General features: G+C 30.2%; 9 protein-coding genes and 1 pseudogene. 3 read left to right on the top strand and 7 right to left on the bottom strand.

All coding sequences use genetic code 11. The annotated features are described in order from the left end of the window. Window positions 1–282, top strand: a 282-nt coding sequence (locus ACTF56_RS12575; protein WP_438967257.1) for a hypothetical protein, incomplete at its 5' end; no start/stop codon positions are given. A 406-nt stretch (window positions 283–688) separates the two neighbouring features. Here ACTF56_RS12575 and ACTF56_RS12570 read toward each other — a convergent pair. Next, on the bottom strand, window positions 689–1,339 hold the full coding sequence (locus ACTF56_RS12570; RefSeq protein ID WP_438967256.1) for a DUF6705 family protein: 651 nt from the start codon (window positions 1,337–1,339) through the stop codon (window positions 689–691). A 15-nt stretch (window positions 1,340–1,354) separates the two neighbouring features. Next, window positions 1,355–2,989 carry a hypothetical protein gene (locus ACTF56_RS12565; protein ID WP_438967255.1) on the bottom strand — a complete coding sequence of 545 codons (1,635 nt, stop codon included), beginning with the start codon at window positions 2,987–2,989 and terminating at the stop codon, window positions 1,355–1,357. A 163-nt stretch (window positions 2,990–3,152) separates the two neighbouring features. Here ACTF56_RS12565 and ACTF56_RS12560 point away from each other — a divergent pair, with 163 nt between their 5' ends. Together ACTF56_RS12560 and ACTF56_RS12555 are read left to right on the top strand one after the other, a co-directional pair. After that, window positions 3,153–3,410 (top strand): hypothetical protein, encoded by a 258-nt coding sequence (locus ACTF56_RS12560; RefSeq protein WP_438967254.1) that lies wholly within the window; start codon window positions 3,153–3,155, stop codon window positions 3,408–3,410. A 163-nt stretch (window positions 3,411–3,573) separates the two neighbouring features. After that, window positions 3,574–3,882 (top strand): hypothetical protein, encoded by a 309-nt coding sequence (locus ACTF56_RS12555; protein ID WP_438967253.1) that lies wholly within the window; start codon window positions 3,574–3,576, stop codon window positions 3,880–3,882. Between the two features lie 199 nt (window positions 3,883–4,081). On the opposite strand, the gene ACTF56_RS12550 is transcribed toward ACTF56_RS12555, so the two are convergent. The 5 genes and pseudogenes from ACTF56_RS12550 to ACTF56_RS12530 form a co-directional block, all read right to left on the bottom strand. Then, entirely contained in the window at window positions 4,082–4,690 is a 609-nt protein-coding gene (locus ACTF56_RS12550) for a hypothetical protein (protein WP_438967252.1), read from the bottom strand. A gap of 37 nt (window positions 4,691–4,727) precedes the next feature. Next, window positions 4,728–5,120, bottom strand: coding sequence for a hypothetical protein (locus tag ACTF56_RS12545; RefSeq protein ID WP_438967251.1), 393 nt, complete (start codon window positions 5,118–5,120; stop codon window positions 4,728–4,730). 171 nt (window positions 5,121–5,291) lie between these two features. Further along, the gene (locus ACTF56_RS12540) at window positions 5,292–5,939 is read right to left on the bottom strand and encodes a DMP19 family protein (RefSeq protein WP_438967250.1); all 648 of its coding nucleotides are present in this window, start codon (window positions 5,937–5,939) and stop codon (window positions 5,292–5,294) included. Between the two features lie 189 nt (window positions 5,940–6,128). Then, window positions 6,129–6,512 carry a hypothetical protein gene (locus tag ACTF56_RS12535; RefSeq protein ID WP_438967249.1) on the bottom strand — a complete coding sequence of 128 codons (384 nt, stop codon included), beginning with the start codon at window positions 6,510–6,512 and terminating at the stop codon, window positions 6,129–6,131. 256 nt (window positions 6,513–6,768) lie between these two features. Further along, a pseudogene (locus tag ACTF56_RS12530) lies at window positions 6,769–6,873 on the bottom strand (integrase); the annotation flags it as partial. Window positions 6,874–6,919: the final 46 nt, after the last annotated feature.

Genomic DNA, 6,919 nt, shown 5'->3' with positions numbered 1-6,919 from the left:
TATCGCGTTATTGAAATTGGTAATTTGGAAGAAAATAGGGTTTTTTCACAGCCTGACGTTTTGCAGCTAAAAGAAGTTGGCGATTTTGCAGCACTAAACTGGCTACCTGCAGTGAAATTGATACGAAGCACAAAGCTTCATTTAACCACTGAACTGCCAATTTTTTTTAGGTGCTGTTGTGTGCAGAGCTTTTTTCATACCATAATAATTCTGAGTTTATTTACTAAAAACCATAAACAAAATAGTTGTGACACTAATGAGCATAGAATAGATATAAAGTGATCTTACATTAACCTTTTCTTTTATCGACAATATCAGAGAAATTATTGGAAGCAAAAATAACATAATTAGAACTGGAAGCCACAGAATCTCAAAGATTGCACCAACAAAAGCAAAACTATATACATTTATGACCTGTCCCAGCCACCAGTATCCAGACACAATGATGCTCAGGATAAAGACTATTTTACCAGTTCTTGAATTTTTAAACGGAGTTAAATTCTCTTTCATAAATTTTAAATTAATTTGTGACTATAGCTTTGCACACAACGTTGAAGCATATATTACAGTAGCGGACAAATATACCTTTATTTTTTGATTGTTTACCATACCTTATAAGAACAAAACGGCTTTTGACTAATGCCAAAAACCGCTATTGAATATATGCATTGTTACAAGTAGTTTTAATTTAAAGTTTTACCATTTCAATGTCTTTAGGTATACTAAAAGTAGGCAATCCATCATAAATTTCATTATTAGTCTCTCCACAGCAAGATTGCTGCATATAAAGATTGAATTTTATTTTGTCAGGCTGACCAGAAATAGAAGGTAATTTTTCGATAATACAATCTGGAGCAAAATACTCACCACCTTGCTTTCTAACTCCTCCTCCCATAACTTGGGGATAATAAATGGTTTTTGTTACTCTTTCATAATCTTTTACATATCCATTTAATTTTACACCATCCAAGGATCTAAAATTAGGATTTTGATAAATGGGTGATTCAAAAGTGAGGTTATTATTTAAGAATTTTTTATACTGTAAAACAATACCATCTTCGTAAAAATTAAAATTTAAATTTGTACTTATATAATGATACATGACTACTTTTGTCAGAACAATTTGAAATTTTTCATTTCCATTAACATACTCCCATGTACCAGTAAAGTTATCTAAATAATTAGGAATATCTTTATAATAATAATTACCTGAACTTTGAAAATCACTTGGTAATGTTCCGTTATCAGCTCCCCATACTATAGGGGTTTGACTAATGCTTTTACAAGAAAAAAGAAAGAAAAAAAATACTATATTGAGTTTAAAAATTGTGTTTTTCATAATAAAAAATTTAAATTAATTACAAGGAGTTGATACAAAAGAATATGGCTCTTCGCCATAGCCAAAATTAGCAAGTGATAGTTTTGAAAAATTATTAAAATTATCATCATCACCTTCATACAAATCAACACCAATATCTTGGTCTTCTATAAACCTAAGAAATCCTGTTACTTGTTCGTCATGAGATGATTCCGGTCTAATATTATATACATTAGAGTTTTGAAAAGTTTCTTCCATATATTCTTTAGTTTCATCATAAGACCATAATCTGTAAGAATTTGTAAAAGCTATTAATTTTGCTAAATTATTTATTTTTAGTGCAAAAAAACCTTTGTCTGTTATTACAAATATAACAGATTTTTTTGGAATTGTGCTTACATTTGGATTTTGAGTATGTGTTTCTATTAACCCATTAAAAACTAAGCTATCTAAATCTTCGGGAGTGAAAATACCAATTTGCGTGTTTATTGTAGTAATATGATTATGAGCCGTACCAACTGAACTAAATAAAAGATCAAGTTCTGCGGGTGTTGATTCTGGATAAGGATATGTTACGGTTCCGTTATTATTTCCCTCAAGAATTTGAGAATAAGCATCTGTACCTTCTTTATCTCTTATTATAAATCCTATTTCTTTTGTACCATTTATGTTGTTTTTTAGTGCCTGCATATTTGTTACAAATTGAGGCTTTTCGATGACCTTTTCTATTTCATTACAAGGGTCATTTTTCACATTAGTATTAATAGTTGGTGTAGTTAAAACTGGGTTATTAGTGTCTTCGAAACTATTGTCAGGATTTGGATTAGAGTTATTCGGTGGATTGTTTATTGTATTTCCAGTTCCAGAATTGCCATCTGAAGGACTTCCAGTACCTGGTCCAGTAGGAAATCCATTATCTGGATTATCAAGATTACCACCATCAGTAGGGTCTCCACCACCTCCGCCAGAATCTTCTCCACAAGGACCCCACGAATAAATTGTTTGTTCTGGGAAAATAGTTTCAGAGTCACTACAAGTGCAAGACTCTCCATTTTGAAGGTCAGTAATCGTATGTCCTTTACAGGAACAGCTAGTTGCAGGTATTATTGTTACCGTTAAGCACATTCCTTCAACACTCCCTCTACTAAATAATGTACTTGTATTAATTGTATTGTTAGATATTGGAATAATACTTAACTTATTTGTAATATTAGGGTTTTCACCATTATTTAACTGTTCTAATTCAACCTCATTAATATCATATTGTGCAATATACAAACTATATCCTAAACTATCATTTTGATTGACAATAAGGTTTTCTAAAAGATATTGTGGATTTTGTCTCGTTATTTGAAAAGTATAAGAGTGCTCTCCATTTTCGCTTTCAATTAGATAAGCAAAATCTGTATCAATATAAAAACTATTATCGTTTGAATAGACAAGTCTAGCTGATGTTTGTTGAGAAGAATTACTAAATTTACCTAATTTATCTAAAAGCTTACTGTTTTTGCTAAACTGTTTATAGTTTACTTTAGATACTTTTAGTTCTTTTTCTGAATTATTTTTTGATTGATAATTATAATTTTTTTCATCATATTCACAATTTGTAAAAGTGAATAAAAATACTCCAATAATACCATAGAGTGATATTTTCCTCGATTTTCTTGTCATAAGCTTTCCGTTTTTAAGTTGTTTTTTATAGATTTAGTTGTTCAAAAAATTACTTGTAACGTTTTGGTGCTTGTAGATGCCAGCCTACACGCATTGTATTTTCGGCTGGTATTTACAAACACCTGTTATAAGAAGTAGCGGGTAATTAAAAATAAAAGTAATTATGAAAATATTACACATTACACCAAGTTCTAATGGTTATGAAGAAGTTACCTTATTAGCGAATAGACATAGCAAAAAAAATCATTTAGCTGTTATTGAAAAAGATGGCGAACAATTTATTACAGGCGGTTTTTTAATTCACGACACTCCTATGACAAGGGCAGCACTTGATGAAATACCAAAAGATTTTCAATATTTATTTGTGCAATCTTTTAAGTCAGAACCATTTGTTAAAAGTTATTTTGAAAACGAATCGTAGCTATTTCTTATAACGTTTCGCATATTGCCGATGTGGGCGTATTGAATCACAAAGATAACAAACAAAAAATAAACATTAAGTCAGCCGACACATTTCGGAAAATAACCAAGCCAAGCCATAGCGGTAATATGCTGTTAATAGCAGGCTTTTTATACTTAAAACTATGATTTCAACAAGTTTAAAAATTTATTTAGACGTTCCTTCTGATTATGAATTAAAAAATGAAAAGGGTTTCATTTACAGATATGGTCAAATTAATTGCAAATATTTAAAATTTAAAGATGCAAATTCTGTAATTAAAATAATGAATGACCTTGATAAAGACGCTTTAACAAAAGAAGATAAAGAATTTATATTAAAAAATTCAAATAAAAAAGTATTAGTTCACATCAGTAGAGGGTATGGAGAATATTATGACTGTTTTGTTTTTGGAAATGATAATATAGCATTTCGTTTGTCTTGCTTTGTGTAAGCTTGATATTAACGTTCCGCAGCTACACGAGGTGCAAGGCTTCGTGACTGCATATTTTCTATTTAAGTAAAAAGTTCAATGCGAAACGGCAATTCCAATAAATCCTTGCATCTTGTGTAACTGCTGTTGTGCGTTCGGCTTTATTTTTTCGGTTTGGTGTTTCCACCGCATTAAGAGAAACACAAGTTTAAATTAATTATTATGGCATCTTTTTTTCTTTTTCATAAGTCTTTTTGGCTTTCAGTAATTCGTTTTCTACATTCAATATTCTCACTTGATTTTCAAGGTTGGTGTTTGATAGGGATAATACTTTGTTCTTCAATTCGTATATATCACGATCGAATTTTTTGGTTTCAAATATGGGAATATATTCTCTTAAAACTGGCACAATAGATATGAATGCAAAAATTAAAGCTAAATATGTTAGACGTGTATTGTTTTTAGTTTGTTTTTCTGCTGATATTCCTTGCTGTACAATTGTTTCTTTAAGTTCTTCAATTGTTTTATTTGTTTTGTGTACGGGATTTTCATTAATTAGAATTTTTGGAGCAGGTTGGGATTGCATTGCTAAAATATTCTTCATTATTGGGCTTTCCATAAATTTACCAATATTCGGATTGATATTTTTTAAACTCATATTTAAAACTTTAAATATTATGAAAACATTATTCTGTCGGTTTCGGTTCTCCAAGCTGACGCACAACGTTGATGTATAAGGAAAGTTGCGTGTTTGTGTGCTAGGATTTTCCGAAGGAAAATCAGAAGCTAGCAAACGGGCAACTAACTTTGGTTTAGCTAAAACTAGCAATTTTTTTTATACGGTGTTGTAAGTAGTTTTAATTTTACTATTCAGTTTTATTATTTCGTTCAAATTCGTTGTTAGTCAATATTCCAAAAGTTTCTATTGCTATTAAACTCAATCCGACCCATAATTTTTCGATAATCGTCAATCCATATACTACAAAGATTGTTAGCAAAACTAATCGAAGTAAATAATGGATATTTTCAAGTAAATTATTTTCCCTTTTCTTTTCATTTAAAAGAGCCTTTTTAATTAATTGTATTATAAAAAATATTAAAATTGAGAAAATTTTAATTAAAAAGATTGAAATCAGAAAGGTCAAAGCTAGTTCATCTGAATATTTAGTAATTATATTTTCTAGATAAGGAAACAGAATTATACCTAAAGTCATTGCTAAAACGATTCTAAAAAATCTAAGTATTAATTCTTTTTTCATCCTATTTCTCAAATTACTTACAACGTTTTGGCGCTTGGCGAAGAAGCGGATTTCGAAGCACTAAGCTGTCTGCCAGCACTGAACTTGATACGAAGCACAAAACTTCATTTAAGCACTGAACCCGCTTTTTTGCCAAACGCCTGTTAGCGGTTCGGGCTTCTATTTCTTCTGTCATTTGTCTATAAATTCCTTTTTGTTTTTCCTTATGAAGTCAACTTGAATTTGTTGCAAGTTTTCATTCTTGTAAAGTTCGTAAAATTCCGTATCAAAGTCGTTTAATGGATTGTCGTCATATGATTTGCTAAATCCTTCAATTGTTCCGTCTTGGTGTTGAGTTATTTTCGGGTTCTTCTTTTCAAATGTGTCGTTGGCTCGTTTGGTCAAGTCAGCAAATTTTGGTGCTCCTACAAGTTTTAAAGCGTCAGGTAAATGTTTATAAAATTGTCCGCTTGAATTGAAATAAAATTGGTTGTAACCGCCATTATTCACCTCTGCTTCTAATGCCCAAATCATATAAATCGCTTGTCTTGATTTGTTCCAAGACATTACCGTTTCATATTCCTTTTCGAAATCGGTGGGTTGTTTTTCAGAAAGGTTGTCAAAAACCACTTGTAATAAATTCTCGTCTGAAGTTGTGTCAATAATTTGTTCAGTCAGTTCTTTATAAATTGGTCTGTTTTTAAATGCTTCAACTGAATTGGAAAGTTGCTCTTCCATTTCTTTGGAAAGTCCGTTATCGTTTTTCTTTGTCTGTCCTGAACAGCCAAACAAGTTTAGAATTGTCGTTATTAATCCCATTATTATTAATGTTCTTGTCATTGTCGTGTCGTCTTTTAGCCTGACCGCTAACGTTCCCACGCTTGCTGTCAGTGGCTTGTGATTAAAGACCGACCATTACAAACATACAAATAAGATTGGAGTTAACAGCGTTTTTTCGCAAGAAAAAACCAAGCCCAAGCCATTGCAGCAAACGTGTGTTGGCAGTAGTTGTTTTTTGTTATTCTATTTTCACATTTCGATTTTTATTAACCCCAATATTTTACCAATAGCAATTCCTAAAAAAATTAAACTTATAATAAGCATAAAAATTATGCTTCCATAATTAAAGTTCTTTTCAGATTTTATGACAAACATTTCTGGTTTCTTTGGACTATAAATTATTTCAACAATTTGGTTTATGTTATTTTGATAGGTTTTAAAAAAGCTTAAATCGGTAGAAGCGTAATAATGCGGTTTTTTTGATACAAATTTTCCATCAAAAGTTTTGAATTCAATGATTGGAGTTTTATGTCCATCTTCGTCCGATTCGTATGATAATATTTTTCCATTAGTTTTTATTCCATTTTTATTTATATAATCAAAAAAAGATAAACTACTTATTGCTAAAAACATTATAATTAGCCCCAATATTAAAAAGCAAAATATTGGTTTATAAAACATAAAGAATACAAAAAAAGCAACTATAATATACCAATATTTTTTCAGATGTTCCATTTTAATTTTTCAATTAAACTTCAATTTTAACGATTCTGCGATACAATTACTGCCAACTTGTTTATATGCGATACATTATAGCGCTAATCTACCCATTTTTGGGTGTATATGCGCTATAAAGTAGCGTTTACCAAATATAGTATTTTTTTTATTCCTACAAATCATCAAATGGACTTTTAATTTGCTGAATACTTTTTGTGCTTACATGGGTATAAATCATAGTTGTTTTTGGGCTACTATGACCTAATAATTCTTGTATTTAAAGCCTATTAGTTCGCTTTATAATAAATTTTAAAAAATTAATA

It is taken from the genome of Flavobacterium sp., assembly GCF_965657075.1.
Classification (GTDB): Bacteria; Bacteroidota; Bacteroidia; order Flavobacteriales; family Flavobacteriaceae; genus Flavobacterium.
The sequence above is the reverse complement of the archived record's forward strand: the minus strand, read 5'-3'. Positions and strand labels throughout refer to the sequence as shown.